25 protein-coding genes are annotated in these 24,937 nt (G+C 62.7%); 13 read left to right on the top strand and 12 right to left on the bottom strand.

Translation table 11 applies throughout. The annotated features are described in order from the left end of the window. Positions 1-6 precede the first annotated feature (6 nt). A complete protein-coding gene (gene hisN / locus BLS40_RS10750; RefSeq protein WP_092151949.1) occupies positions 7-792 on the top strand; it encodes a histidinol-phosphatase in 786 nt (261 codons plus the stop codon). Here hisN and BLS40_RS10745 read toward each other — a convergent pair. Beyond that, positions 789-1,631 carry a S1 family peptidase gene (locus tag BLS40_RS10745; protein WP_092151947.1) on the bottom strand — a complete coding sequence of 281 codons (843 nt, stop codon included), beginning with the start codon at positions 1,629-1,631 and terminating at the stop codon, positions 789-791. The genes hisN and BLS40_RS10745 overlap by 4 nt on opposite strands. Before the next feature lie 115 nt (positions 1,632-1,746). Between BLS40_RS10745 and BLS40_RS10740 the strand changes: the two genes are divergently transcribed. The 3 genes from BLS40_RS10740 to BLS40_RS10730 all read left to right on the top strand — a co-directional run bounded on the left by BLS40_RS10740 (position 1,747) and on the right by BLS40_RS10730 (position 4,201). Then, positions 1,747-2,034, top strand: a complete 288-nt coding sequence (locus BLS40_RS10740; protein WP_092151945.1) for a DUF7218 family protein — start codon at positions 1,747-1,749, stop codon at positions 2,032-2,034. Then, a complete protein-coding gene (locus tag BLS40_RS10735) occupies positions 2,024-2,680 on the top strand; it encodes a thiamine phosphate synthase (RefSeq protein WP_092151943.1) in 657 nt (218 codons plus the stop codon). The genes BLS40_RS10740 and BLS40_RS10735 overlap by 11 nt, the downstream gene beginning before the upstream one ends. A 120-nt stretch (positions 2,681-2,800) precedes the next feature. Continuing rightward, positions 2,801-4,201: a short-chain fatty acid transporter gene (locus BLS40_RS10730; RefSeq protein ID WP_197672617.1), complete on the top strand. Its 1,401-nt coding sequence runs from the start codon at positions 2,801-2,803 to the stop codon at positions 4,199-4,201. 15 nt (positions 4,202-4,216) lie between these two features. On the opposite strand, the gene BLS40_RS10725 is transcribed toward BLS40_RS10730, so the two are convergent. The 3 genes from BLS40_RS10725 to BLS40_RS10715 form a co-directional block, all read right to left on the bottom strand. Then, on the bottom strand, positions 4,217-5,458 hold the full coding sequence (locus tag BLS40_RS10725; protein WP_092151941.1) for an Nramp family divalent metal transporter: 1,242 nt from the start codon (positions 5,456-5,458) through the stop codon (positions 4,217-4,219). A 56-nt stretch (positions 5,459-5,514) separates the two neighbouring features. Further along, the gene (locus tag BLS40_RS10720) at positions 5,515-6,120 is read right to left on the bottom strand and encodes a cation transporter (protein WP_092151939.1); all 606 of its coding nucleotides are present in this window, start codon (positions 6,118-6,120) and stop codon (positions 5,515-5,517) included. A gap of 80 nt (positions 6,121-6,200) precedes the next feature. Further along, positions 6,201-6,575, bottom strand: coding sequence for an ectoine synthase (locus BLS40_RS10715; RefSeq protein ID WP_005291538.1), 375 nt, complete (start codon positions 6,573-6,575; stop codon positions 6,201-6,203). A gap of 127 nt (positions 6,576-6,702) precedes the next feature. On the opposite strand from BLS40_RS10715, the gene BLS40_RS10710 reads away from it, so the two are divergent. Genes BLS40_RS10710 through BLS40_RS10680 form a run of 7 tightly spaced genes read left to right on the top strand, consistent with a single transcriptional unit; the run spans position 6,703 to position 12,016 of the window. Then, positions 6,703-7,527, top strand: a complete 825-nt coding sequence (locus tag BLS40_RS10710; protein ID WP_172808031.1) for an ABC transporter ATP-binding protein — start codon at positions 6,703-6,705, stop codon at positions 7,525-7,527. Next, positions 7,524-8,288 carry an ABC-2 transporter permease gene (locus tag BLS40_RS10705; protein ID WP_092151937.1) on the top strand — a complete coding sequence of 255 codons (765 nt, stop codon included), beginning with the start codon at positions 7,524-7,526 and terminating at the stop codon, positions 8,286-8,288. The genes BLS40_RS10710 and BLS40_RS10705 overlap by 4 nt, the downstream gene beginning before the upstream one ends. Next, a complete protein-coding gene (locus BLS40_RS10700) occupies positions 8,285-9,319 on the top strand; it encodes a sensor histidine kinase (protein ID WP_092151935.1) in 1,035 nt (344 codons plus the stop codon). Before BLS40_RS10705 ends, BLS40_RS10700 begins: the two co-directional genes overlap by 4 nt. After that, complete coding sequence (locus BLS40_RS10695) at positions 9,316-9,915, top strand: response regulator transcription factor (RefSeq protein WP_076599939.1); 600 nt, start codon at positions 9,316-9,318, stop codon at positions 9,913-9,915. The genes BLS40_RS10700 and BLS40_RS10695 overlap by 4 nt, the downstream gene beginning before the upstream one ends. 24 nt (positions 9,916-9,939) lie before the next feature. Next, positions 9,940-11,040 carry a glycine oxidase ThiO gene (gene thiO, locus BLS40_RS10690; RefSeq protein WP_092151934.1) on the top strand — a complete coding sequence of 367 codons (1,101 nt, stop codon included), beginning with the start codon at positions 9,940-9,942 and terminating at the stop codon, positions 11,038-11,040. Further along, positions 11,031-11,231 carry a sulfur carrier protein ThiS gene (thiS, locus tag BLS40_RS10685; protein WP_092151932.1) on the top strand — a complete coding sequence of 67 codons (201 nt, stop codon included), beginning with the start codon at positions 11,031-11,033 and terminating at the stop codon, positions 11,229-11,231. Before thiO ends, thiS begins: the two co-directional genes overlap by 10 nt. A 2-nt stretch (positions 11,232-11,233) precedes the next feature. Continuing rightward, positions 11,234-12,016: a thiazole synthase gene (locus tag BLS40_RS10680; protein WP_092151930.1), complete on the top strand. Its 783-nt coding sequence runs from the start codon at positions 11,234-11,236 to the stop codon at positions 12,014-12,016. A gap of 109 nt (positions 12,017-12,125) precedes the next feature. On the opposite strand, the gene BLS40_RS10675 is transcribed toward BLS40_RS10680, so the two are convergent. After that, the gene (locus tag BLS40_RS10675) at positions 12,126-13,886 is read right to left on the bottom strand and encodes a BCCT family transporter (RefSeq protein WP_092151928.1); all 1,761 of its coding nucleotides are present in this window, start codon (positions 13,884-13,886) and stop codon (positions 12,126-12,128) included. Positions 13,887-13,960: 74 nt separating this feature from the next. Here BLS40_RS10675 and BLS40_RS10670 point away from each other — a divergent pair, with 74 nt between their 5' ends. Beyond that, on the top strand, positions 13,961-15,073 hold the full coding sequence (locus tag BLS40_RS10670) for a ThiF family adenylyltransferase (RefSeq protein WP_092151926.1): 1,113 nt from the start codon (positions 13,961-13,963) through the stop codon (positions 15,071-15,073). Here BLS40_RS10670 and BLS40_RS10665 read toward each other — a convergent pair. Continuing rightward, on the bottom strand, positions 15,070-15,240 hold the full coding sequence (locus tag BLS40_RS10665; protein ID WP_092151924.1) for a glycerol dehydrogenase: 171 nt from the start codon (positions 15,238-15,240) through the stop codon (positions 15,070-15,072). The two genes, BLS40_RS10670 and BLS40_RS10665, sit on opposite strands and share 4 nt — an antisense overlap. A 62-nt stretch (positions 15,241-15,302) precedes the next feature. On the opposite strand from BLS40_RS10665, the gene BLS40_RS10660 reads away from it, so the two are divergent. Beyond that, positions 15,303-16,436 carry an aminotransferase class V-fold PLP-dependent enzyme gene (locus BLS40_RS10660; RefSeq protein WP_092151922.1) on the top strand — a complete coding sequence of 378 codons (1,134 nt, stop codon included), beginning with the start codon at positions 15,303-15,305 and terminating at the stop codon, positions 16,434-16,436. Here BLS40_RS10660 and BLS40_RS10655 read toward each other — a convergent pair. The 6 genes from BLS40_RS10655 to BLS40_RS10635 all read right to left on the bottom strand — a co-directional run bounded on the left by BLS40_RS10655 (position 16,433) and on the right by BLS40_RS10635 (position 24,890). Then, complete coding sequence (locus BLS40_RS10655) at positions 16,433-17,434, bottom strand: LLM class oxidoreductase (protein WP_092151920.1); 1,002 nt, start codon at positions 17,432-17,434, stop codon at positions 16,433-16,435. The two genes, BLS40_RS10660 and BLS40_RS10655, sit on opposite strands and share 4 nt — an antisense overlap. Next, positions 17,431-18,627 carry a chromate efflux transporter gene (gene chrA / locus BLS40_RS10650; RefSeq protein WP_092151918.1) on the bottom strand — a complete coding sequence of 399 codons (1,197 nt, stop codon included), beginning with the start codon at positions 18,625-18,627 and terminating at the stop codon, positions 17,431-17,433. Before chrA ends, BLS40_RS10655 begins: the two co-directional genes overlap by 4 nt. Before the next feature lie 242 nt (positions 18,628-18,869). Continuing rightward, entirely contained in the window at positions 18,870-21,971 is a 3,102-nt protein-coding gene (locus BLS40_RS10645; protein ID WP_092151916.1) for a hypothetical protein, read from the bottom strand. Further along, positions 21,968-23,407: a glycosyltransferase family 2 protein gene (locus BLS40_RS10640; protein WP_157672480.1), complete on the bottom strand. Its 1,440-nt coding sequence runs from the start codon at positions 23,405-23,407 to the stop codon at positions 21,968-21,970. The genes BLS40_RS10645 and BLS40_RS10640 overlap by 4 nt, the downstream gene beginning before the upstream one ends. Then, positions 23,400-23,966: a hypothetical protein gene (locus BLS40_RS11025; RefSeq protein WP_157672479.1), complete on the bottom strand. Its 567-nt coding sequence runs from the start codon at positions 23,964-23,966 to the stop codon at positions 23,400-23,402. Before BLS40_RS11025 ends, BLS40_RS10640 begins: the two co-directional genes overlap by 8 nt. Positions 23,967-24,194: 228 nt before the next feature. Beyond that, positions 24,195-24,890: a chromate transporter gene (locus tag BLS40_RS10635; protein ID WP_092152283.1), complete on the bottom strand. Its 696-nt coding sequence runs from the start codon at positions 24,888-24,890 to the stop codon at positions 24,195-24,197. Positions 24,891-24,937 lie beyond the last annotated feature (47 nt).

Raw genomic sequence — 24,937 nt, 5'->3', positions numbered from 1 at the left:
GTGAGCATGTCCACCTACTCAGACGATCTCGCCCTCGCCCTCGAACTCGCCGACATCGCCGACACGGTCACGATCGCGCGCTTTGAATCTGCCGACCTCAAGGTCGATTCCAAGCCCGACATGACGCCGGTTTCAGATGCGGATGTCGCCGTGGAGCAGGCGCTGCGCGACAAACTCGAGGAGGCCCGCCCGACGGACGCGATTCTCGGCGAGGAATTCGGCGGCGACGTCCACTTCGAGGGGCGCCAGTGGGTGATCGACCCGATTGACGGGACGAAGAACTATGTGCGGGGTGTGCCGGTGTGGGCCACTCTCATCGCGCTGCTCGAGGACGGCCAACCCGTGGTCGGCGTCGTCAGTGCTCCCGCCCTCGCCCGCCGCTGGTACGCCAGCTCCGGCACCGGCGCGTGGCGGACCTTCGCGGGTGGTGGTGTGAAGAAGCTGGGGGTGTCGGGCGTCGATAAGCTTGGCGACGCCTCGCTCGCGATTTCTTCGCTGAGCGGCTGGCGCGACCGCGGTCTGCGCGATGCGCTCATCTCGCTGTCGGACGACACGTGGCGCCTCCGCGGCTACGGCGATTTCCTCTCCTACTGCTTCGTCGCTGAAGGTTCCGTGGATATCGCCGCCGAGCCCGAAGTCTCGCTGTGGGATCTCGCGGCACTGTCCGTGCTGGTCACCGAAGCTGGCGGGCGCTTCACCTCGCTCGCGGGTGAGGACGGTCCCCACGGCGGAGACGCCGTAGCCACCAACGGCCTGCTTCACGACGAAGTGCTCGGCCGGCTGCGCAACTAGCGCGCCAGGACGAACCCCTGCCCCACTCCCGGCACGGAGTTCATGTCCGCGATGACCGCGTCGATGTTGGTGACCACCGTCGGTGCGTGCAGCGCGCCTTGCAGCGGCGTCTTGCACTGCAGGTTGAGTCCCGGCGGAAGCAGCCCGCCGCTGACCATGCCCACGAGGCGCTCACCGCTATAAACCGGTGCGCCGGAATCCCCCGCCATCGCGCACAGGTGCGTGAAGTGGCGCTGGGAGTCCGCGCCGAGCACAGCTCCGCACGTCGCGCCCGACGCGTAACCGTTCTTGCACACCACCTCGCCTGGGTTGGCGCGACCGCCGGCGGAACGCACCGTCGTACCGTTGTAGCTCGCGGTGAGTTCCGCGTTCGGGCCCAGTTCGATGACGGCGTAGTCGAGCGCGTCGTTCTTCCGGGCAATCCGTCCCGACCAGCCCGCTTGCAGCGAGTCAGCCGCCGCGACCGGCTCCCCCAGGTGGCCGCAGTGGCCCGCCGTGATGGCCACCATCCGCCCCGCGCTGTCGGTGCCCACCGCCGCCGCGGTGCACATACTGAAGTCGCCCACGTAGAGCGGGGCGCCCGGGCCGTACAGAGACTTGCCCCGCCGCAGCGCGTCTTGCGCTCCCGGTGAAACAGGCGCCGCATCGAACCACGATCCCGACACGCGGTGCAGCACCCGGTCCACGAACGGCTTGCCGGCCATCACCTTGGTCAGCGGGTCGTTGCGCCAGTGATAGTTCGGGTCCATCTGGGCTTGCGCGACCGCGGGTGAGCTCACGGCCGCGAGCGCCGATGCCAACACTGCCGTGACGGCAGCGACCCTTCTTCCACGTCGCATTGCGCACCCCTTTTGTTCATCCTCGGACACTCCGGTCCAAGACCATCCCCAGCGTGCCATCACTCTGCCATCTTTCCCGCTTACCGCAGCGTGTGTTGGCCATAGAATTGCGGGCATGGCCAAGGACGCACATCCCGAGAACACGCCCGGCGGACCCTCTGTCAAAGACGGCGAGCTCTACGAGAAGCTCCGCGAGGAGGGCAACTCGAAGTCTAAAGCAGCGGCGATCGCCAACGCCGCCGCCAACTCGTCACGCTCGAAGGTGAGCGCGAAAGGCGGCGAGTCCGGCTCGTACGACGACTGGACAAAGGACGAACTGTACGCGCGCGCCCAGGAGCTCGACATCGCCGGCCGCTCCGACATGACCAAAGACGAGTTGATTGAGGCGCTGCGTGACAACTGATTCTCTCGACCTCCGCTGCTACTTCATCACCGGCCAGGGTGAACCCGCCCACATCGTTGAAACTTCCCGCGCGGCCGCCCTCGGCGGCGCGGGCTTGATCCAGGTGCGTAGCAAGCCAATTGCCGCGCGGGACCTCTACGACCTCGCCCGCGCCGTCGTCACCGCCGTGCGCGACGCGAACCCCGCAACGCACGTGCTTATCGACGACCGCGTCGACGTCGCCCTAGCCCTCAAACCCCACGGCATCGCCGGGGTGCACATCGGCCAAGACGATCTCGATCCCCGCGTCGCGCGCGAACTACTGGGCCCGGACGCGATCATCGGTCTGACAACGGGCACCCTCGACCTCGTCGAGAACGCGAACTCGTACGCAGACGTCATCGACTACATCGGCGCCGGTCCGTTCCGAGCAACACCCACGAAAGATTCCGGCCGCGAACCACTCGGGCTCGAGGGGTACCCTGCTCTCGTCGATAGCTCAAAGCTCCCTATCGTCGCCATAGGCGACGTCACTGTCAACGATGCCGCTGACCTCGCCCGCACCGGCGTGGACGGTGTCGCCATCGTCCGCGGCATCATGAACGCCGACGATCCCCGCAGCTACGTCGAGCGGGTCATCCGCGAATTTGGGCGCGGGCGCACCTAAATCCGCTGCGCCGTCGGCTCCCCACATTTAGTTTTTCTTAGAAAGTAGCTTTACTTCCAAAATCAATTGGGCATAATGTGACGCAGCCCATATTTTGCGCTTTTGATGATGGAGGACACTGTGACTACGACTGTTCAGCGAGGCGAAGCGGCGACCCCCTCTCGAGACCCGTTCTTCGCACGCGCCATGCGGCCGATCAACCGGCTCATCGAGGAATACACCCCCTCTGCCCTCACTTTCGCGATCGTGCTCACGGCCATCGTGGCGATCATGGCCCTCGTGTTCACCGACGCGGGGCCAGTGGATGTCGTTACCGGATGGGGCAACGGCCTGTCCGGGCTTCTCGAGTTCATGACACAGATGGCCCTTGTGCTGCTACTTGGGTCAATCCTGGCTGGAACCAGCGCAGTGAGCACCCTGCTCAGGTCTCTTGCAACAGTGCCGAAGAAGCCAATGGCGGCCTACCTCTTCCTTTTCGGAGTGACGGCGATGGCGATGCTGTTCTCGTGGGGACTGGGCCTCATGCTCGGTGCCATCTTGGCCAAGAACATCGCGGTTCAGTTCCACCAGCGTGGACAGAGCATTAGTTTTCCCATGCTGATTGCTTCGGCGTACTCGGCGATGGTCGTCTGGCACATGGGTTACTCCGGCTCCGCCCAGCTCACTGCGGCAACGGACGGGTCGTTCATTGCCAAGCAGTTGGGGCGGACCATTCCCCTGTCCGACACGCTGTTTTCCTGGTGGAACTTGACCACCATCGTGGTCACTCTCGCCTGCGTGGCATTGGTGCTCTACTTCATCGCACCCCGCGAGGTGCAGAGCTCTCACCTGATCAAGGACGACACGGTGGCAGAACTGGTGGAGAAAGAGCAGGCACCAGCCCCTCGGGACACCACCGCTGACCGCATCGATGCTTCGCGCATCCTCACCCTCGTCACCGGATTGGCGTTGCTCGCCTACCTCGTTGTCCACTTCGTCAACGGGGGTAGCGTCACGCTGAACATTGTGAACTGGACGTTCCTCACGCTCATCTTCCTGCTTGTCCGCAGCCCCCACGAGCTCGCGCAGCTGACCAAGGAAGCCGCGTCGAATGTCGGCGATATCCTCCTCCAGTTCCCCCTGTACGCCGGCATCATGGGCATCATGACCACGACTGGTCTGGCGGCGATTCTGTCCAACTCCATCGTCGCTGTCGCCACACCGGAGACACTGGGCGTTCTCGGCTTCATTTCTGCGGGCATTGTGAATTTCTTTGTCCCGTCAGGCGGCGGCCAGCTCGCTGTTCAGGGCCCGATCCTTCTCGATGCAGCAGAGCAGTTGGGAGCGTCACCAGAGATGGCCATCATGGCGATCGCGTACGGCGACCAGTGGACCAATATGATTCAGCCGTTCTGGGCGCTGCCCATGCTCGCTGTCGCCGGCATGAAAATCCGCGATGTGCTGGGTTACACCACGGCGACCCTTGTCGCGGCCGGTATCCCGATGGCCATCATGATGCTCATCGTTGGATACACGGTTTAACGCGGCTGCCACCATCTAGAACAGGCTGTAGAGCGAGTACCCGCCGAGCACCACGGTGACCAGGAAAATGGCTCCTCCGAAGATGTTAGAGGCGAGTCCATTGGCGTGCTCACCGAGAAGCTTCTTGTTGTTCATCGTGTACAGCAGGAAGAACGCGACGACCGGAAGCAGGATGCCGTTCGCGGCTTGAGCGAGGATGATCACCTGGATCGGGTTCACGCCGGTGATGGCAATGATCGCACCGACGATGACGACTGTCAGGTAAATCGCCCGGAACCTGTTGTCCTTCATATCCGAGGACCAGCCGAGCACACCGCAGATCGCGTAGGCCGCGCCGAGGGGGCCGGCAATAGCGGACGTCAGACCGGCTGCGAAGAGGCCAATCGCCAAAGCCCAGGGAGCGAAGTCACCGAGCATGGGGCGCAGCGGCTCAGCCAGGTCGGCCGCGGACTCGGCTTCGAGCCCCTTGGTGAACATGACCGCGGCGGCCGTCGCCAGAATCGCGAGGGTGATCAAGCCGCCGACGGAGATGGAAATGACGTTGTCCACGCGGGCTTTCTTCAGCGCCTGCTCCTGCGGCTCATCGCCCCACTTTTCCTGGACGAGGTTGGAGTGGAGAAAGATGTTGTAGGGCACCACGGTCGTTCCGATGAGCGCGATCGCGGTGAGCACCGCGCCGTCCGGAATGCTCGGCACGAATGCCCCGCGGAACATCTCCCCGAGATCCGGTTTCACGGAAATGGCAGTGATAAGGAATATGAGCGCGAGGATCACGACGAGGCCCGTCATGACGTTCTCGATCACTTTGTAGCTGCCGGTGAGCAGCAGCCCGACGATGATCGCGGCGATGATGCCGGCGAGCAAGGGGATGCTCAGCCCCGTGACCGAGCTCAGAGCCAAAGCGGTGCCGGTGGTGTCGCCTCCGGCATAAGCGGCGCCGCCGATGCCGATCGCCGCGACAATGAGCGTGATCATCAGCGCTTTCGCCACCGGCGACTCGAAGGTCGCGCGCAGCGCCTCACCCGTGCTCAACTTTCCCATGAGACCGAGTCGGGCAGACATTTCCTGCAGGATAATCGTCGCCACGATGGAGAACACGATTGTCCACGTCAGAGCGAATCCGTAGCTCGCGCCGGTGACTGTTGCCGTCGTGACCGTGCCCGGGCCGATGAAGGAGGCGCTAATCAGCAACCCCGGCCCCAGCCATCCCGATTTCCTCTTGCCTCGCTTGCCGTGGCTTTCCACTGTGGTTGACATGGACAGACCCTTTCTGCCGTCGGTGACAGGTGTTCTAGCTACCCTATCGGGTTTTGCTAGTCCTCCATATCTGCAAACGCCTCTTCGACGGAGTCATGCTCCTCGCGGGATTCCTCCCACACCTCCTTGGCCGCCGACAAGTTGACCACTGCGATGATGGCTCCGACGACGATGTCGAACCACGCGGTCGGCCACACGAACGTCAGCAGACCAGCGAGGATGATGAGGAGGTTTGCCAAGGCGTCGTTACGCGCAGCGAGCCACGCACCCGTCGCGAGCGAGGATCCTTCGTCGCGCAAGCGCAGCAAGATCACTGCGCAAATGACGTTGACCACCAGCGCACCGAACGCCACCGCCGTCAGCCCTTCCGCCGATGGCGGCTCCGGGTTGAGAATCTTGGTCACAACCATCACGATCGCTGCGATCGCAGGAATCAGGATGAGCGCCGCGAGCACGCTTCCCGCTTTCCGACGTCGCGACGCGGGCCTCGCCACTGCAAAGAACACCAGCAGGTTGATTGCGGTGTCCTCCAGGAAGTCGGCCGAGTCGGCGAACAACGAGGCTGAGCCAATCATCACGGCCGCGGCGAACTCGATGAAGAAGTAGAGCAGGTTCAGCAGCGCAACGATGAGAACGGCGCGGCGGATTCGGTCAGTGTTCATAGTGCTCCTGGCACCCCTTGCACGCCAAAAGAGACTCCGCATTGCGGAGTCCCTGGGGTTTTACCGTGTTCAGTAAGGGTTTAGTAGGAGCTGAAGCCGTCGGCGGTCAGCTCGTGCTTCTCATCGCCGGTGATGGCCGGGTTGAACACGGAGACCAGGATGAGGTCCTCGTCCTTGCCGCCGCGGAGGTAGTGGGCGTCGTGCTCATCAAGCACATACACCGTGCCCGGAGTGATGGGGTACACGTTGCCCTCGGTGTCCTCGACCTCGCCGGAACCGCCGATGCAGTAGCAAGCCTCGAGGTGATTACGGTACTGCAGCTTGGACTCAGTGCCAGCACGGACAACAGTGTGGGCGATGGCGAAGCCCATGTTGTCCTTGGCGGTGACGACACGCTCAGAGGTGCCGCCGCCCCACTCGACCTTTTCCACTTCGTCGCGGGAACGGGTGAACATAACTAATGCTCCTTTTTTCGATCGGTTCGCAATCTTGACCCCAGGCTAACACCCATGACAACTGTCACGCCGAGATCGTGACAGCAGGGCTACGCTCGCCTTCCCGGCGCGCAGTGGAATGTGAAGCATGATCGAAACACAAAACGTGAGCAAGCATTTCGGATCGGTGAAAGCCGTTGAAGATGTCAGCCTGAGCATTGGCCGCGGTGAAATCGTCGGCCTGCTTGGGCGCAACGGAGCAGGCAAAACCACCCTGGTGGACCTCATTCTCGGATTGACCAAGCCGACAAGCGGCACAGTACGCGTGGCCGACATGACCCCGGCGCAGGCCATCCGGGACGCACGCATCGGTGCGGTGATGCAAACCGGCGGTCTCCTCGACACTGTCACCGTCAAAGACACCCTGGCCATGATCAACTCCACGCACCGCGATTCCATCGGCGTGGAGGCTGCGATCGAGCAGGCGAATCTCACCAAGATTCAGAACCGCCGGGTGGGCAAATGCTCTGGCGGCGAGCAACAGCGCATTCGTTTCGCGATTGCGTTGCTGGGCAAGCCGGACATTCTCATCCTCGACGAACCAACCACCGGCATGGACGCCACCAGCCGCCACGAGTTCTGGGACACGATGCGCGCCCAGGCCCACTCCGGACGCACCATCATCTTCTCCACACACTACCTCGAAGAAGCAGAGAACCTGGCCGAACGCATCATCGTGCTCGACCACGGCCAGGTCATCGCGGATGGGCCGACAGACCAACTCACTGCCGACGCGAACAAAAAGCGGGTCACAGCGCAGTCATCGCAGGGGCTTATCGACGTCACCACCAGCGACGCCGATTCCTACGCCCGGAAACTACTCACCGAGACCGACGCGCACGACCTGACCATCACCAGAACGTCCCTGGAGGACTCCTTCGTCGCGCTCACCTCAGATAAGGAGCAGCCATGACCACCCTGAAGTTCGCACTGCACAACCTCAAACGCCTCAAATCCGATGCCTCTTCGCTGTTCTTCAACATCGTTCTTCCGGTGATTCTCTACCTCATTTTCGGTGCTGCCCAGCAGTATTCAGGCGATGAACTGGGCAACGGCAATGTCGCCGCCTTCGTCATGCTCGGCATGGCCCTCTACGCGGGCATTTCTGGAGCTGTTTCCCAATCATCGTTGGTGGTCGTGGAGCACAACAGCGGATGGGGGCGGCAGCTAGCGCTGACTCCCCTGACGAACATGCAGATTGCGGTCGCGAGATTGCTCGTCATCATCGTCAACGTCGTGCTGCCCGTAGCTGCGGTGTTCCTCACCGGCGCATTGGTCGACGCCGAGATGGACGCCAGCGCGTGGTTCTGGAGCTTCCTCATCACCGTCGGCGTGTCCTTGCCTTTCGGCTTCTACGGTTTGGTCTGGGCGCAATCGCTGAAGTCCCTCACGGCAGTCTCAATTGCCGCCACCTCAGTCACTCTGCTGGCCTTCGCCGGAAACACCCTGTTCCCGCTCACGAGCAACTTGATCGACTTCTCCCGGTTCACCCCGATGTACGGCGCCACCATGCTGTCGCGGTGGCCTGTGGCCGAAGGACTCCAGTTGATTCAGGACGAGCCCTACGAGATCACCGACCCACTATGGCAACCTGTGCTCAGTATCATTGCCTGGACTGTCATCTTCGCTGTGATCAGTCTGGCCTTGGATAGCCGCGAGAAAGGGCGTGCGTGACCCAGAAAACGAACGGTGGCCACTACCACCTCGTTGAGGCCGGCATCTGGCTGATCCTCTTGGTCAGCCCGCTCGCCGGCTTGTTCGCCATGGAGCGCCCCGCCTGGCAGTACGCCGCGGGCGCCTCGTTGATCGTGGTCTTCGGGGCGGTGTACCTGTGTGCGCACGCAATCCGGGCACACCGCAACGACACCGTCAACGCGGCGTTGTGCGTGATCGCCCTCCTGATCCCCATGATCGGAGTGACCGCCATCATGGAGGTGTGGGGGACCACAATGCTCCCCTACATCACGGCCGTGACCGGATCACTCATGCCAGTGCGCATGCACACGATCGTGGATCTCGCCATCATCTCGGCGTTCGGTGTCTACGTGTTCTTCACGGGAAACCTGACGGCGTGGATTTTCTTCGGCGCGTCCGTGCTCATCGCGGTGACAGTGGGAACGCAGGTCAGCGCGACCAAGCTAACCGACGAGCGCGTCCACCTCGCCGCTGAGCTCGAGCTGGCGCGACAACGCGAGTCGATTTACCGGGACGTGCACGATCTATTGGGTCATTCGCTGACTGTGATCAACGTGAAGACGTCGCTGGCGCGCAGGCTGGTGGACGTCGATAAGAAAGAAGCGGCGAAGGAGCTGGATGAGATCGTGGAGCTGTCCCGCCAATCACTTGAGGACGTCCGGCGTGCTGTGCGGGCGACTCACACGCCGTCGCTAACTGCCGAGGTGGAAGCCGCACGCTCAGCGCTGGCGGCAGCCGGGATCGAGGCGCGGATTGATTCAGACGGCGCCACCGACTCCCCACTGTTCGGATGGGTGCTGCGGGAGGCAGTGACAAATGTGATCCGGCACTCCCAGGCCACGGAATGCGAGATCGAGGTCTCCCCGCGCACGCTCGTTGTGGCTGACAACGGCATCGGCCTGCCACCGGGGACGCGTCTGGTGAGCATCGCTGACAGGGTCAGTGCTGCCGGCGGCACTCTCGTGGTGCCGCCCACCGAGTCTGGAACACGGGTGGAGGTGACAGCATGATTCGCGTGCTCATCGCCGACGACCAAGGGCTGCTCGTCGGAGCGTTGTCTGCATTGCTCAACCTCGAGAAGGATATAGAGGTCGTAGCCACTTGCCGTTCCGGCGATGGTGTCGTCGAAGCGGTACGGGAGCACAATGTGGATGTGGCGTTGCTCGATATTGAAATGCCCGGCCGCACCGGCCTGGAGCTCGCTGCCGACCTCGCGGGATCCTCGTGCAAGGTGCTCATCGTGACCACGTTTGGGCGACCCGGATACCTGCGCACGGCCTTAGAAGCCGGGGCTTCCGGTTTCATTGTGAAGGACACTCCCCCAGACCAGCTTGCCGACGCAGTGCGTCGCACACACGCCGGTCTGCGGGTCGTCGATCCGCAGGTCGCGGAGGAATCCCTGTTCACTCCGCCGTCACCGCTGACTGCGCGCGAGGTCGAGGTCGCCCGTGAGGCGCTCACCGGTGCAGAAATCAAGCAGATCGCGGCGCGGTTGAACCTCTCCACGGGGACGGTGCGCAACTACATTTCGGCGATCATGACCAAGACTGGAGCACCCAACCGCTTTGCAGCCGCGCGCACCTGCGACGACAATGGCTGGCTCTGAAAAGAGCGTAGGTTGGATGGCGATATGGCAGAACAGAAGATTGCAATCCTCGGAGCAGGCATCGTCGGCCTGTCCACCGCGCTGACGTTGGCAAATCGTGGCCACAACGTGACCGTCTACGATCCGGAGCCTGCCAGCGGCGCGACCTGGCACGCGGGCGGCATGCTCGCACCGGCAGCAGAGGTCGTGTACAAGCAGGATCCGCTGTTTCCGCTGATGATCGCGGCCGGCCAGTGGTACCCGGAGCTGATCGAGCTGACGGCGAAGCACACGGACAAGCCGACCGGCTACCGCACTGACGGGACGCTGGTGGTGGCGAAAGACCGCGCGGATAAGACGCATTTGGAGGAACTGCAGGAGTACCAGGAGCTCCACGGCATGACCACGGAACGGATCACCACGCGGGAGGCGAGGAGGTTGGAGGGGGCGCTGGCGCCGTCGATAAGCGGTGCCGTGCATATTCCCGGCGACCACCAGGTCCGTCCGCGGCTGTTCGTGGCCGCGCTGCAGGACGCGTGCGCGAATGCGGGCGTGGAATTCGTGGCGGAGGCCGTGAAAGATGTCAACGATATCGACGCCGAGCAGGTCGTGCTGGCCAATGGGCTCGGCGCGCGCGAGACGACGGGCTGGTTCGATGGCGAGAACCCGCTGAAACTCAGGCCGGTCTACGGCGACATGGTGGAGCTGCGCGTGCCGAAGCACCAGCGGCCGCTGATCGACCGTGTGATACGCGGTTTCGTCGAGGACCGGCCGGTGTACCTGATCCCGCGCGAAGACGACACGCTCACGATCGGCGCGACCACCCGCGAGGACGACCGACCAGAACCGCAGGCCGGCGGCGTGCTGCAACTGCTTCGCGACGCCAGCGAGATCGTGCCCGGCATCGAGGATTGCGACCTCATCGAGGTCCACGTCGGCGCGCGCCCCGGTTCGCCGGACGACCTACCGTACCTCGGCCGGGTCAGCGACCGTGTCGTGGTGTCCACCGGCTATTTCCGGCACGGCATCCTGCTCGCCGCGATGGGCGCGAAGTGCGGAGCCGCGCTGGTCGAAGGACAAGAACCACCCGTAGAGTTGGGGGCCTGTGATCCCCTACGTCATTCAAGGAGGAACCAATGCAGCTAGTCATCAACGGTGAAAAGGTTGAAACGGAAGCGGGAAGCGTCGATAAGCTTCTGCGCGAACGTTTGGGCGAGGTGCCCGCGGGAACAGCCGTCGCGGTGAACGGCGATGTCGTTCCGCGCTCCGAGTGGGAATCCACGCATCTCAGCGACGGTGCCGAGGTGGACATCCTCACCGCCGTTCAGGGGGGCTAGCCGTGCTGGAAATCGCTGGCAAGCAATTCGACTCGCACCTGATCATGGGCACCGGCGGGGCGAGTTCACAGGACATGCTCGAGCGCGCGCTGGTCGCGTCGGGCACTGAGCTGACCACAGTGGCAATGCGCCGCTACGCTGCTGGCTCGGGTTCTGGTGAGTCGGTCTTTGACCTGCTCAACCGCCTGAATATTGCGCCGCTGCCGAATACCGCTGGCTGCCGCACCGCGCGCGACGCGGTGATCACGGCGAAGCTCGCGCGCGAGGCCCTGGGCACGGACTGGGTGAAACTGGAGGTCATCGCCGACGATCACACGCTGCTGCCGGACGTCGTCGAAACGGTCGACGCGTGCGAGATGCTTATCGACGAAGGCTTCACCGTCCTCGCCTACACCTCCGACGACCCGGTGGCAGCGAAGAAGCTCGAGGACTTGGGGGCCGCCGCCGTCATGCCGCTCGGCTCCCCCATCGGCACCGGGCTAGGTATTTTGAATCCGCACAATATCGAGCTGATCTGCTCGCGCACGGAGGTGCCCGTCCTGATCGACGCAGGCGTGGGCACTGCCTCCGATGCCGCGCTGGCGATGGAGCTCGGCTGCGACGGCGTGCTGCTGGCCAGCGCCGTCAACCGCTGCCAGGACCCTGAAGCGATGGCGCGCGCGATGCGCCTGGCCGTGGAAGGCGGCCTCCTCGCCCGCGGCGCGGGCCGTATTCCGAAGCGCGAACACGCGGTGGCGTCGTCCAGCTTTGATGGACTTGCCAGCTGGGCTGACCAGGTGCTGTAAAACTCTGAAAGCGGACCGTGGCCAGCCCCACCGGCGACCTGTACGTCCTGGATACGGCAAAGCCGGCGCTGATTCGCGCCGGCAGTGTCAATGCGGTTCTGTTCTCGCTCTAGTCCTTCTCAGGCTTGATGATGACAGACGTGCCCTCCGGCACCTCCGCGTCGACCGTTTCGTCCTCGGCCTTCGCCTCGGTGAGCACGCTCTCAGTGAGGCGCCATGAGCCCTCCTCGTGGTCGTACTCGAGTTCGGGGCGGTCGATTTCGTTGCCTTCTTCGTCGTACCCCGGCGCGGGCTTAGCGTCGGCTTCCTCGTATTTCTCCGCCGTGTCGGTCTTCTCCCACTGGCGGGAGCGGAAGCGGCGCTCGGCGGCGGCATCGTCGCTCATCCCCTTCACCAGCGAGAACATCATGATGAAGTAGACGATGAAGAACGGCAGGGCGATGATGATCACCACTTCCTGCAGTGCTTGGATGCCGGAATCGTTGATGAACAGCAACGCAGCTGTCACCGTGCCGACTGCGACCGCCCAGGCGACGCGGTAGTACCGCGGAGTCGCTTCCTCCTCGCCGCTAGTGAACATGTCCATCACCAACGCCGCGGAGTCGATTGAGGTGACGAAGTAGAAGATGATCACCGCGAGCGCCACCGCACCACTGATGAAGTACAGCGGATACTGCGCCAGCAGGGTGAACAGCGCCTGCGGGGTCTCCCCGTCCTCCACCACTGGGCCAGTGAGCACGCCCGGGTCATTCGTCTCCACGTCGATCGCGGTGCGGCCGAAGGTGGCGAACCAGACGATGTCGAAGACAGTCGGCAGGAGGATCGTGCCGGCAATGAACTGGCGCACGGTGCGTCCGCGCGAAATGCGGGCGAAGAACATGCCCACGTACGGTGACCAACAGATCGTCCACGCCCAGTAGAACGCGGTCCAGGTGGCGTGCCAGCCCGGGTTGTCGTTGTAGGAGTCGACCCAGAACATCAGCTCCGGCAACGACGATGCGTAAATGCCGAAGGACTCGGTGAGGTGCTCGATGATTTTCAGGGTCGGCCCCATGACGAAGAGGAAGACCAGCAACGCGATCGAACCGATGATGTTCAGGTTCGACAGCAGCTTCACGCCCTTGTCCAGGCCCGTGGCCACGGACACGGAGGCGCAGACCGTGATGAAGATGATGACCCCGAGTTCAACCCAGGTCACCAACGGCACACCCCACAGGATGTTCAGGCCCGCGCTGATCTGCAGCACGCCCAGGCCCACGGAGACGGCGAGGCCGAAGACGGTGCCGATGATGCCAATGGCATCGAGAAGCTTGCCCGGCCACTGGTAGACCTTGGAGCCGAGCAGCGGCGAGAAGATCGACGAATAGCGCGCGGGCATCTTTCGCTTGTAGATGAAATAGCCCATGGCCAGGCCCGGCAGCGTGAAGATCACCCACATGTGAATACCGAAGTGGTAGTAGGTGAATTCGAATGCCTGGCGGATTGCCTCGCGGCTCATGGATTCGTACCCGCCGCGCGGCGGGTCGTACGCGTGGTGCAGAGGCTCCGCGGCACCCCAGAACATCAGCGTCGCACCCATGCCCGCAGCGAACAGCATGGAGAACCAGACGGGGAGGGAGTACTCGGGTTCATCGTCGTCGTCGCCGAGCCGGTAATTGCCGTACTTAGACACGAACAGGACAATCAGGAAGATGAACACCGCGGACACTCCTCCGATGTACAGCCAGGCGAAGTTGTCCATCATCCAGGTGGAGACAGTGGAATACGTGTCGCGGGCGCGCTCACCGAAACCGATAGTGAGAGCCACGAAAGCGACGATGAATCCGACAGCAGTGAAAAAGATCAGTGGATCAGCGCGAAGTTTGCGCATGGGAATCGGCCCCAAATCTTTAGTCGGGCGGTCATGATGTCCCGAAAAAGTTTAGGCCATTAAGGTGAAGGGGTGTGATTTCTCTTCCTGAGCAAGAACTCCGCCGCACCGCCCGCCAGATGAATCTGCCCGGTTTCGGGCCGGACCAACAAGAAGCGCTTCACCGCGCGAATGTGCTGGTCATCGGAGCGGGAGGGCTCGGCTGCCCCGTGATGCAGACGCTCGCGGCGACAGGCGTCGGGCACATTTCGCTTATCGACGACGACGTGGTCGACCTGACTAATATTCACCGCCAGATTCTCTTCGGAGCCTCCGATGTGGGCCGGAAAAAGACCGAAGTGGCCGCCGAGCGCCTGCGCGAACTCCAGCCCGGCATCGAGGTGAGAACCATCGACGGCCGCATGGACGCCTCCAATGCCGTGGAGATCCTGGACGGCATTGACGTGCTCATCGACGGCTCAGACACATTCACAACCAAATTCATGGCCGCCGACGCTGCCGAGATCACCGGCACTCCCCTTGTGTGGGGGTCGGTGCTGCGCTACCGCGGCGACGTGGCGTTGTGGTGGTCCGGCCCGGGCGCACCGGAGGACGGCGTGGGCATGCGCGACCTCTACCCCGACCAGCCCGACGCGGACTCGGTTCCCGACTGCGCCACCGCGGGCGTGCTCGGCGTGACCACGAGTGTGGTCGGCGGGCTGATGTCCACCGAGGTCATCAAGTTCCTCACCGGCGTCGGCGAAGCACCGGTGGGCACCCTGCGCATGTACGACGCCCTGACCACCCAGATCCGCAGCTTCGCCGTCCGCCGCGACCCCGGTCGCGAGCTGGCCACCAGCTTCGGCGACTACGAGGGCGCGGTGTGCGCGGTGCCGGTGCACGACAATGAAGAGCTTCTGACTGCGGTTGCGACGGGATCTGCCGTCGCCCTCGACGTGCGCGAGGAGCACGAGAAAGCGCTGAAGGACGTTTCCGCGGTGCGAAGCGGGCACATCCCCACCTCAGAGTTGGAGGGGAATTCCGCGCTCGGCGACGAGTTCATCGACACTCTGCCCCAAGGCACCGATGTGGTGGTGTACTGCGCGTCGGGGAAGAGGTCGCAGGGGTTCGTCGATAAGCATGCAGCTCATGCCGCCGAGCGGAATGTGATGCTGAGGAGCCTGCCTGGCGGCGTGAACGCGCTCTAGCGTTTCGCGCGGAAGTACAGCGTTCCCGCGAGCGACGAGCAGATGGCGGAACCGACGAGCACCAGAATGGTGTAGAGAATGCCGGTCACACCGAGCTGGCTGAGAATGAAACCGGTGAGTAGCGCGCCAACAACGGCACCGATGATGGCGATGATCCAACGACCCATAGTTTTCTCCTTTTTCGTGGTAAGCGTTCACCATCGTAAGAGAAAACCGATAGCGTTGGGGCATGACTGACAACACTCTCCCCCGCCCCGACATCGACCCAGACGGCCTGCTGGAATACTCGGCCGTGTTCAGCGACCGGTCTTTGAACCACATGTCCGCCAAGTTCATCGGCATCATGCAGGAACTTCAGGCAATCCTGCGTGAGACGTACCACGCGTCATCCGTGGCTGTGGTTCCCGGCGGCGGCACGTTCGCGATGGAAGCTGTTGCGCGCCAGTTCGCACGCGGCAAGGAGGCGCTGGTCATCCGGACCGGCAACTTCTCCTACCGCTGGACGCAGATTTTCGATGCCTCCGGCGTGACCGAGAAAGTCACGGTGCTCAACGCCGAGCCGACTTCGGACGATGAGCGCGCTTCCTACGCCCCGCCGGCGATCGACGACGCCGTGGAGCGCATCCGCACCGAGCGCCCCAACCTCGTGTTCGCGGCGCACGTAGAGACAGCAGCGGGCCTCGAGCTACCCGTCGACTACATTTCCAAGCTTGCCGACGCCGCCCACGAGGCCGGCGGCCTGATGGTCCTCGACTGCGTCGCAGCCGGCACCAAGTGGATCAACATGGAGGCCACCGGCGTGGACATCCTCATCACCGCGCCGCAGAAGGGCTGGTCCGGCTCCCCGGCCACCGGCTACGTCATGTTCTCCGAGGACGGCCGCGCGCAGCTGGACAACACCACCTCCGACAGCTTCGCCATGGACCTGGCCAAGTGGACCGCCATCTCCGAGGGCTACGTGGACGGCACCGCCGCCTACCACGCCACTGTGCCCACGGACACGATCGCGCACAACCTCGAGCTGATGAAAGAAGCCAAGGAGATCGGCCTCGACGAGCTCACCGCTCGCCAGGTCGAGCTGGGCACTAAGGTCCGTGAGCTGCTGGCCGAGAAGGGCTACGTCTCCGTTGCAGCCCCGGGTTTTGAGGCCACCTCCATCGTGGTCATGCACGCCACCGCACCGGAGCAGGCCACCGGCGCCGCATTCAAGCAGGCCGGCATCCAGATCGCCGGTGGCGTCCCGCTGCAGATCGGCGAGCCCGAGAGTTTCTCCACCTTCCGCATCGGCCTATTCGGCCTGGACAAGTGGGCAGACGTGGACGGCACCGTCGCGCGGTTCGCGGAGGCGCTGGGCCGGGTCTAGCGCTCCAGCGCGGGGATGACGTATTCGATCAGCTCGTCGATCTGCTCCTCCGCGGAACGCTTGCTGGAGCGGAAATTGACCATGACGTGGCTGATCCCCACCTCGCGCTGGGAGCGAAGCAGCTGGATCAGTGTGTTGCGGCCGAGGCGGTAGCCGAAGCTGCCGCCTGAAGCGGGCGCATCGGGGTCCTCGTGCAGGTCGAGCCAGAGCGATTCGGCGAAGGGCTTGAAGGCGGCCGGGGTCCCTGCGACACCTTCGCGGGCGGCCCAGTCGGCCACGGCGGTGTTCCAATTGCGCACGTTCTGGCGTTGGATCTCCAGGCCCTTGTGGTACATCAGCCAGCCGTGGGTGTGCTCGGCGCGCCACTCGAGAGTCTGCTGGCAGGAGCCGGTGGCCAAGAGGGGCACCTCGCGGGCCTGGGGTTTGGGGACGACATCGGCGCCGCCCATCCGGCCGCCGGACCAGCGGACGGGGGTGTGGGTGGTGAGGGTGGCTCGTCGATAAGCTGCGATTCTTTCGCGGAATTCTTCGTCGCGCTTGCCTTTGTCCTGGCCGAACGCGGGAAACTCCTCGGGGCGGTCGCCCGTGGCCACGCCCATGAGGAAGCGGCCGCGGCTGAGGCGGTCGATGGTGCCGGCACGCTTGGCCAAAAGCAGCGGGTGCTGGAAGGGCACGACGATGGCTGCGGTGCCCAAAGCGATCGCGTCCGTGTGCGCGGCGATGTGGCTCAGGTACATCCAGGGGTCGTAGACCTGGCTGACATCGCCGAACGTCTCGACGCGCAGCGGAATATCGCGCACCCAGATCGCGGCCACTCCCCCGGCCTCAGCCTTGCGGATGAGGCGCAGCTGGTTATCCAGGCTGTCGAGCGGATTCGACTCCGCATCCTCCTCGATGGGCAGGGTGAGGCCGACGGTGAGCTCGCCCGGCCGGAAGGTGCGCTGGAAGCCGGGGAGCTGCCAGTGCGGGGCGTCAGAGACTTCGAAGAGCGGATTCATAGCACCACCCAACCGACGAGTGCTGCACCGATGACCACCGCCCACGGCGGCACCTTCCACGAAATCAGCGCGGCGTAGCAGACCACGGCGATGGACAGCGTGACCACGCCGGTGATGCCGGCGGTGAAGACCGGGGTGTACAGCGCCGCGCCGAGAATTCCCACGACAGCGGCGTTCGCGCCGGCCAGCGCCGCACCCGCGCGCGGCATCGTGCGGAGGCGCTCCCAAAACGGCATCGCGCCGAGAACGAGCAGCGCTGCCGGCAGGAAGATCGCGACGGTGGCAATCGTCGCACCGAGCGCCCAGTTCATGCCCTCCGCGCTCGCGCCGAGGAAGGACGCGAAGGTGAATAGCGGGCCGGGCATTGCCTGGGCGGCACCGTAGCCGGCGAGGAAGGTGTCGTGGTCCACGAGCCCCTCGCCAACCGTGACCGTCTCCAGCAGCGGCAGCACCACGTGGCCGCCACCGAAGACGAGCGCGCCGGCGCGATAGAACGTGTCGAAGATATCGGCGCCCGTCGTGCCGATCAGCCGGGCTACGACAGGGAGAATAAAAAGAAGGGCAAAGAAGAGCACGAGGCATACCGCCCCGACGGTGCGGGAGCCGGTGTCTTCACGGGGCTTGTCGTTTTCTCGCCCTGTACCGCGTAACAAAGCCAGGCCGACGAGGATGCCGAGCGCGATCGCGCCGACTTGGATGAGCGGGTGTGGCACGAGCAGAACGAGCACTAGCGCAGCCACTGCGATCGCCGCGTGAATCTTACCTGTGACCAGGTTCTTCGCCATGCCGTACACGGCCTGCGCCACGACAGCGACAGCCGCCGCCTTCAGGCCGAGCAGCCAGCCTGCCTCGCTGATATCGCCAAGCTGCGCCACGCCGAGCGCGAACGCCACCATGAGCAGCACCGAAGGCAGCGTGAAGCCCACCCACGCCAGGAACATGCCCAGGTACCCGGCGCGCTGCAGCCCGATCGCCATGCCCACCTGGCTCGACGCCGGGCCAGGCAGGAACTGGCACAATGCCACCAAGTCGGCGTACTGCCTGTCAGAGAACCACTTGCGCTTCTCCACAAACTCGTCGCGGAAGTATCCCAAGTGCGCTGTCGGCCCGCCGAAGGACGTGCAGCCGAGGCGCAGGAAGATGCGGAAAACGTCCCAAGCGGACGATGCGCGACGAGACTCAGTGGTGGGCATACCCTCAACTTTTACCAGAGCCCTGACCTGTCAACCATGGGCCGGCAAACCAGGCAGAGGTTTTATATACGATAATGCGGTGCCCGGCCCGACATCCACCGCGTGATCCTCTTCGGCGCGCCCGACCGAGGAGAATTTTCTCTCTTCGCACGCCGCCCGCATCGAAATTTGGGTTCCGCACACCACCAGCAGTTGCTCGGCGACGTTTAGCGCTGGATTGACCGGGCGCACCCGATGGCTAGCTACTCCACTGTGTCGTAAAAAGACTGCAAAATGAAGTAGGACTCCTTGAGCCGGTGCGACGTCTCGAAACGGTCCCACTTGTCCCAGGTGTAGCGGACCGGCTTGGTTGCCTGCTGCAGCGCTTCATCTCCCCCGCCGCCACCGACAAACACAAAGCTCAGCCCGATATCGTCTACGAACTCGCTTTCGTAGATGGACTGATTGCCCCACAGGTCCGAGGTCACCTCGCGCTGGCTCGGGTCGCGGAAGTTCAAAAGTAGCCACGGGATGCGCACCTCAAGCTTCGATTTGTCGGCGGACCAAGCGTAATCCGCCAGCGAATCGTAGTTATCCGCGTTGGGGTTGCCGTTGCCCTCCCGCAGCGCACCTGTCTCGTACTCCTCGAAGGGGATCAATTCGCCCGTTTCGCGGTTGCGCATCTCGTTGTTCAATACGTAGCGGATGGGAACGAACTCACCGGTACTGCTGAGGAATATGTTCTCGCTGTACGGTATTGACTTCTGGAAGTAGCCGTACAGGTAGGCGTGCATGTCGTAGTACGGGTTTACAAGCAGCTGCGATTTCCCGGGCTTCATCGAGAGCATGAAGTCCGCCTTTACCGGACTGTCCACGCCCAGGTTGTTGACGTGCTCGTTGCCTTGGCCCCCAATAGTATCCACCAATGCAACTGGGTAGCCCCCGTTTTCGTGCGCGCCTGGGGCGAGATCGAAGCGGTAGTAGAGGTACCGCTCATCATGGTCAATGTAAACGTTGCGGATCGGATCTTCCGCGTTGTCGGCGGAATAAATTGGGTCGGCTTCCCATTCCCTGACATCGCCGTCGACCTTGACCTTTAGCGTATCGAAGCTCAACAGGCCGAACTGCTGCTCAGAAGTTTGCGCGTTAGACCAGAAGGCGCGGCGGCTGGGGTTGTCGAAGTCCATCGTGTTCCAGGTTCGCTTGAACCACTCATCCTGCCAGGTGAACACGAGTCCACCGAGGTAGCCAGCGTGCAGGATGTCTTCGTACATGTGAACAAGGTGCTCGCCCTGCTCCTGCTCGGACTCCATGCCCTGATGCATGTCGTTGGGGCCAGTATGTGTTCTTCCGCGCGAGGCGGGGATGCCGAACTCTGCAACCAAAACTGGCATGGTATGCGCAGCGCGTAGCTCTTGCAGGTACGCGTAATACGGGTTCGGCTCACCCCTCCAATCCTTGGATTTCGCATACTTTTGGTCCATCCGGATGAATTCCGGGTAATATGGGTAGACGTGGTAGGATGCGAACTGGCCTATCTCCTCCATCACTCCGCGTGTGTGGATGTGGTTGGGGTTGACCTCAGCGATGTCCTCTTTGTTTGAGCTGTCGGAGGGGTGGTTCAAAATATCAGTGGTCACCCAGTTCGTGAAGCTTATGGGCCGGGTCTCCTCGTAGCGCGACACCTCGTAGTTCGTGGTGAATTCCATCTGCTCCGCGAGCCAGTACTCGAACGGGCTAGCCTCGTCCGTGTAAAAGTAGTCGCCGTCGAACTGCCCCGCGTCTTGGTGCTTTTCGTTGGTACCCAGGACCATGAACGGGTCCCATTCAGTGCCTAGAACCCAGCCAATGACATAGTCCGAAATATCCGCCGCATAAGCGCCGGAAGAGTGCCCTGGCACATGTTCCACGAGCGCGTTACCGTGCATCGCGTCGACCACATGCTGGATCTCTTTCTGGAAACCGTGCAGCGCCTCGTCGTGGTATGCGTCCGAATCACCCGTGATCCACTCTTCGTTGATCCACACGCCGTGCAGGACGTAGATCTTGGCCGCGTGTGACGCGTTGTACTTTGCCAGCGCCCGGTAGAATCCCGGAGGGTGCAAAGTGTAGACGCGGACGGTGTTGGCATTCATCGCGCCGATTTCTTCGAACCAGGCGTAGTACTCGTCCTCAGTGATCCCGGCCTCTCCCGGGAAGTGACCGGGCTTAGCCATGCCCATGTTCACTCCCTTGATGGTCAACGGGGTGAACTTTCCGTCGATATTCACCTCGATGCGGTCGTTGGTCTTGCCCACGCGCGCTGGGTAAGAAACCCCAGCGGTCGGTTCCTGTTCGACTTCCTGCTTGGCCTCGAGCATTCTCTTAGACGATCGGGCGTGCTCCTTAATGGTGTGGTTGATAATGGGGAAGAACGCGCTCCAGTAGAAGTTGCTGGAGCTGAATCGCTGGAGGAAGCTGTAAAGGTGCTGGATCCCCTCGTACTGAAACACCTGGGGCACACCCTCAACCTCGCTGAAACGACCACAAAGGTACATGCGGTCCGAGGTGGCGTCCCGATCTAGGGTCACAGCCGGCAACACACCGGGAAGTCCGCTGGCCTGTAATTGCTGCAGTTGATCATCACTGAGCCGAAGATCGAAGTTGTAGAGGGGGTCGGTCCCGGCGGCTGGCTCGATGACGTCGAACCAGCCGTCGTATAGTGCCGAAATGTCCTTGTAGCCGAGCTCCCGTGCTTTGTCGGTGCGGTCAAGACCGACGCCCCCCTTCCTTCCCTCCGAGCTGAGCTCAAGCACGATCGTCTTGGCCTCCCGGCTGTTATTCAGCACCAGCCCTGGTCCCGAGTACTGCCAGCCGCCCGCCGCGGCGACCACCCGGTCGGGAATGTCGGAGTCGCCCGGTTGAGCGAGGTCGTCCACGTACTTACCTGACCACCCGGTTGGTTTGACCCCGATATCTCGGGCAATGTATTCAGCAAGCTCACCGGACTCCGCGTTTTGGATAACGCCGTACTCCGCTACCAACAGACTCGGGTCGTTCTGGCCGATATTGACCGCCACCTTATTCCACTCCGCGAGCGACAGTCGGTAGCCGTCCTCTGTGGTCAGATACACGGCGTCGAAATCCTTGAGCTCATCGATGGAGTAGTCCAAGTCGTTCGACGATGTATACGTAGGACGGATTTTGCGGTAGTTGAACACGTATCCTGCTCCTCGGTCCTGACGCTCGGACGTGGCGGCCGCGGTGCCGGCATTGTTCTCGATCACCAAGGCGCTGTGTAGGTCACTCGGCTTAGCCACCCACACCACCACCGGGACAAGGAGGAGCAGCGATACGAGCGCGATGGCGGAGATCAACTTCTTCACGGCACCACCGCCTTGGATTGTGAGCTGCCCAAGCCAACACGATCCATCTTTCCCCACTCGCTCTGTTTGTTCAGGAAGCGGAAGATGCCCTCAAGTCTCCAGAAAAGCACGAGTGGTTTGTACCAGAAGATCTCCGTGAAGGACAGGCCGAGGATGTAGGTGATCTCGGCGAAACTAGGGTATTTGCCCTGCTGCCACGCGCTGAGCATTACAGCGATCGTGTTCACCACGCCGGAGTAGATGATGAAGAAGGCTATGAACACGATCGAGAACTCGAGGAACAACTGGCCTGCAAAAAAGCTGAGGAAGAGGTAAATCCAGCCGGCGAGCTCGATGAGTGGCAGCAGCGCCTCCGCGATCCAAAAGTACGGGAAGGCCACAAGGCCAAGGGAGCGGTACTTCGGGTTGCACGTCACCCTTCGATGGCGCGACAGGCTCTCCCACATTCCCTGGTGCCAACGACGCCGCTGGAGACGCAAGACTTTGAGGGTTTCCGGGGCCTCGGTGTAGCAGATAGCGTCGGGGACGTGAACGATGCGTTTGCGGGCGGAGTCGTCGCGCATGCTTTTCTGCAAGCGCACAATCACCTCCATGTCCTCCCCCAGCGCCCCACGGGCGAGCCCGCCGTAACGAATGAGCAAGGATTTGTCGAAGACGGTGAAGGCGCCGGAACAGACGAGCATGAGGTTGAACTGGCTCAGCGCCACGCGCCCGATAAGGTAGGAGCGATAATACTCCAAGGCCTGCATCGCCACCAGCGGATTTTCTGAAAAGTTGACCTGCTTGTCCGCCATACCGCCCACCACGTCGTTGCCGTTCATGAGCTCGACGGTGCCGCCGGCCACCGCGACATCGCCACCACCGAAGACAAAGGGGCGCATGATGCGCTGCAGCGCATGCTGCTCCAGCATTGAATCCCCGTCTACCGTGCAAACGTACTCCATCGCCGAATAGTTGATCCCGCAGTTCAGGGTGTCCGCCTTGCCGCCGTTTTCCTTGCGTATCAGCCGCAGGTTGGGGTGGATGCTCGACTGGTAGCGCTCGAGCACGGCTGCGGTCTCCAGCGCGTCCTCGCGGGGGTGAAAGTCCGCCGGCTCCATATCGAATTCCTTAATCAGCAACGCGGATGTGTTATCCGAGGCGCCGTCGTCGACCACCAGAATTTCGTAATCGGTGTACCGCAGCTTGAGCAGGGAGCGCACGCTCTGCAGGATGCCGGCCTCTTCGTTGTAGGCGGGCACCAGCACCGACACGCCCAGATCAAAAACCTCTGATTCCCCGAGGAAGTCCAGGGGGCGCTCGAATTTCCGGTTGCGTCTGACGCGCACGAGCGCGATGACCATCATAGCGAAATAGAAACCGACTACTATTAGCACGTAGGCCGCTAGGAAGTAACCAATCCAGGCGAGGATTGTCAGCGCTATGTCGCTACGCATTGATCTGCCTTTTCTGCTCAGTCGCCTGAATCGCTTCGTAGATGCTTCCCAACGAGAGCTCATTGATGCTTCCAGCTGCGTCCGCCGTCTCAAGCTTTTCGCCCATGATGGCCGCTTTGAACACGCCTTCCAGCCCGTTACGGGGCTTGATCTTTGCGATGGCGCGTCCGAATCCCCGTAGCCCCAATCGGTAAATCGCTGCCAGGGCGTAGAGACGGTCCGAGGACTTGCGCGAGCGCAACGTGGCGTGCAGCATCTTCCCGCACTTATTAGCTGCAACTTGGCGGATTTCCTGCCACTGATCCGGTTCGCTGGTGGAACCCGCCCGGTCAAGCAGGAGTTCGAGCACCCACTGTTGCTCCTCGAGGTTCTTCGGATCAGGAATGTCCTGCACGCCGTGACCCCCGGAATCCGCGCCGCCGAGAAATTTCGTTTTTCTGGTGCCCTTCCTACGCTGAACGACATGGCCGATCTGCAGGTACAGCGTCAGCAAGACAAGTACCCCGAACAGCACCGCGACCCCAACAAGAACGTTTGAGGTTTCGAGCATCGTGCCCATCTCCCAGCCTCGTACCAGCGGACGGCAGCAAAGCTCTAGCCCGCTCAACCCACTTACCAGTTAAACATTACCGTGGTTGCACAATGCTTGCATGTCAGCGTTCGCACTGCGCCCACATTTCGGCGACGATCCGCTATGGCTTGCCGAGCGAAGCACTCCACAATCGCGGTGAGCCTCTCGCTTACGCGGTCGCCCACCTCGTCGTCGTTGACCTGCTTTCGAGACCTCCTAAGGCTTAAGGTTCCGCGATCCGTGTCGCCGAGCAAGGGCTCCAGGAAAATGAAGTACATGCAGCGGGCTGACCAAGGTTACCGCCCCGGCGGTGCGGGAGCCGGTGTCTTCACGGGGCTTGTCGTTTTCTCGCCCTGTGCCGCGTAACAAAGCCAGGCCGACGAGGATGCCGAGCGCGATCGCGCCGACTTGGATGAGCGGATGCGGCACGAGCAGAACGAGCACTAGCGCCGCCACTGCGATCGCCGCGTGAATCTTACCTGTGACCAGGTTCTTCGCCATCCCGTACACAGCCTGCGCCACGACAGCGACAGCCGCCGCCTTCAAGCCGAGCAGCCAGCCAGCCTCGCTGATATCACCCAGCTGCGCCACCCCGAGGGCGAACGCAACCATGAGCACCACGGACGGCAAGGTGAAACCCACCCACGCCAGGAACATGCCCAAATACCCGGCTCGCTGCAGGCCGATCGCCATGCCCACCTGGCTCGACGCCGGGCCGGGCAGGAACTGGCACAGCGCCACCAGGTCCGCGTACTGCTTGTCCGAGAACCACTTGCGCTTCTCCACGAATTCGTCCCGGAAGTATCCCAAGTGCGCTGTCGGCCCGCCGAAGGAAGTACAGCCGAGCCGCGTGAAGATCGTGAAGACCTCCCACGGGGATTGTTTATTCAGGTCAGTGCGGGAAGTGGACATGACCTCAATGTTTACCAGAGCAAACATCGCCCGGCACGCTAGTATTT

It is taken from the genome of Corynebacterium mycetoides (assembly GCF_900103625.1).
GTDB lineage: Bacteria > Actinomycetota > Actinomycetes > Mycobacteriales > Mycobacteriaceae > Corynebacterium > Corynebacterium mycetoides.
The sequence above is the reverse complement of the archived record's forward strand: the minus strand, read 5'-3'. Positions and strand labels throughout refer to the sequence as shown.

What these genes read in the sequence shown, in the direction of transcription:
- hisN (WP_092151949.1), top strand. Translation starts at nt 7, where the DNA reads ATGTCCACCTACTCAGACGATCTCGCCCTCGCCCTCGAACTCGCCGAC.
- BLS40_RS10745 (WP_092151947.1), bottom strand. Translation starts at nt 1,631, where the DNA reads ATGCGACGTGGAAGAAGGGTCGCTGCCGTCACGGCAGTGTTGGCATCG.
- BLS40_RS10740 (WP_092151945.1), top strand. Translation starts at nt 1,747, where the DNA reads ATGGCCAAGGACGCACATCCCGAGAACACGCCCGGCGGACCCTCTGTC.
- BLS40_RS10725 (WP_092151941.1), bottom strand. Translation starts at nt 5,458, where the DNA reads ATGTCAACCACAGTGGAAAGCCACGGCAAGCGAGGCAAGAGGAAATCG.
- BLS40_RS10720 (WP_092151939.1), bottom strand. Translation starts at nt 6,120, where the DNA reads ATGAACACTGACCGAATCCGCCGCGCCGTTCTCATCGTTGCGCTGCTG.
- BLS40_RS10715 (WP_005291538.1), bottom strand. Translation starts at nt 6,575, where the DNA reads ATGTTCACCCGTTCCCGCGACGAAGTGGAAAAGGTCGAGTGGGGCGGC.
- BLS40_RS10710 (WP_172808031.1), top strand. Translation starts at nt 6,703, where the DNA reads ATGATCGAAACACAAAACGTGAGCAAGCATTTCGGATCGGTGAAAGCC.
- BLS40_RS10705 (WP_092151937.1), top strand. Translation starts at nt 7,524, where the DNA reads ATGACCACCCTGAAGTTCGCACTGCACAACCTCAAACGCCTCAAATCC.
- BLS40_RS10695 (WP_076599939.1), top strand. Translation starts at nt 9,316, where the DNA reads ATGATTCGCGTGCTCATCGCCGACGACCAAGGGCTGCTCGTCGGAGCG.
- thiO (WP_092151934.1), top strand. Translation starts at nt 9,940, where the DNA reads ATGGCAGAACAGAAGATTGCAATCCTCGGAGCAGGCATCGTCGGCCTG.
- thiS (WP_092151932.1), top strand. Translation starts at nt 11,031, where the DNA reads ATGCAGCTAGTCATCAACGGTGAAAAGGTTGAAACGGAAGCGGGAAGC.
- BLS40_RS10675 (WP_092151928.1), bottom strand. Translation starts at nt 13,886, where the DNA reads ATGCGCAAACTTCGCGCTGATCCACTGATCTTTTTCACTGCTGTCGGA.
- BLS40_RS10665 (WP_092151924.1), bottom strand. Translation starts at nt 15,240, where the DNA reads ATGGGTCGTTGGATCATCGCCATCATCGGTGCCGTTGTTGGCGCGCTA.
- BLS40_RS10660 (WP_092151922.1), top strand. Translation starts at nt 15,303, where the DNA reads ATGACTGACAACACTCTCCCCCGCCCCGACATCGACCCAGACGGCCTG.
- BLS40_RS10655 (WP_092151920.1), bottom strand. Translation starts at nt 17,434, where the DNA reads ATGAATCCGCTCTTCGAAGTCTCTGACGCCCCGCACTGGCAGCTCCCC.
- chrA (WP_092151918.1), bottom strand. Translation starts at nt 18,627, where the DNA reads ATGCCCACCACTGAGTCTCGTCGCGCATCGTCCGCTTGGGACGTTTTC.
- BLS40_RS10640 (WP_157672480.1), bottom strand. Translation starts at nt 23,407, where the DNA reads ATGCGTAGCGACATAGCGCTGACAATCCTCGCCTGGATTGGTTACTTC.
- BLS40_RS11025 (WP_157672479.1), bottom strand. Translation starts at nt 23,966, where the DNA reads ATGGGCACGATGCTCGAAACCTCAAACGTTCTTGTTGGGGTCGCGGTG.
- BLS40_RS10635 (WP_092152283.1), bottom strand. Translation starts at nt 24,890, where the DNA reads ATGTCCACTTCCCGCACTGACCTGAATAAACAATCCCCGTGGGAGGTC.